The 733-nt window shown below is 67.0% G+C and carries 1 pseudogene; it reads left to right on the top strand.

Annotation, left to right across the window (positions count from 1 at the left end):
* A pseudogene (gene istA, locus ACIQXH_RS20405) lies at positions 1–733 on the top strand (IS21-like element IS1415 family transposase); the annotation flags it as partial.

Raw genomic sequence — 733 nt, 5'->3', positions numbered from 1 at the left:
GTCCGCAATCCGGAGATCGTGGAGGTGGCACGGCATTACGGCACGACGCTGCGGACGTGTTTACCTGCTGATCCGGAGTCGAAGGGAGGAAGTGAGGCGACGGTGCGGATCGCCAAAGCCGACCTGTTGCCGAAGGAGGTGAACCTGCGCGAGCAGTATCACTCTTTCGGTGAGCTCGAGTCGGCTTGCCGGCAGTTCTGCACCGACGTCAACACCCGCGTCCACAGCTCTACTCGGCGGCGGCCGGTCGAGCGGCTGGCCGAAGAGTTGCAGCGGCTGCATCCGCTGCCGAAATCTCCGTTCACCGCGGTGTTCGGCACTACCCGGCGGGTGAACTGGGAGTCGACGATCTCGGTGGAAGGGGTGCGGTATTCGGTGCCGCACACGTTGATCGACACTCGGGTCTGGGCCCGCTTCCATGGTGAGGAGCTGATCGTGACCGCCGTCGACAATGATGGCGGTGCAGTCGAAGTCGCGCGGCACCGCCGCGGCCAACCCGGTTCACCGGTCCTCGACAACGACCACTACCCACCCCGCCCAGACCGCGACGCCGCCGACCGGGTGCCCAAGCCTCGTACCGCCGCCGAGCTCGCCTTCCTACAGTTGGGCCAGGGTGCCAACAGCTGGCTGGTCGAGGCTGCCGCCGCGGGAGCGCGCCGCATCAGGGCGAAGATGGCCGAGGCCGTGGACCTTTCGAAGCTGCACTCCCCGGGCGCAGTCGACAGAGCGTTGG

Source organism: Peribacillus sp. NPDC097225, assembly GCF_044761955.1.
In the GTDB taxonomy this organism is placed as follows: Bacteria; Bacillota; Bacilli; order Bacillales; family DSM-1321; genus Peribacillus.
This window is presented reverse-complemented; position numbering and strand designations above follow the sequence as displayed.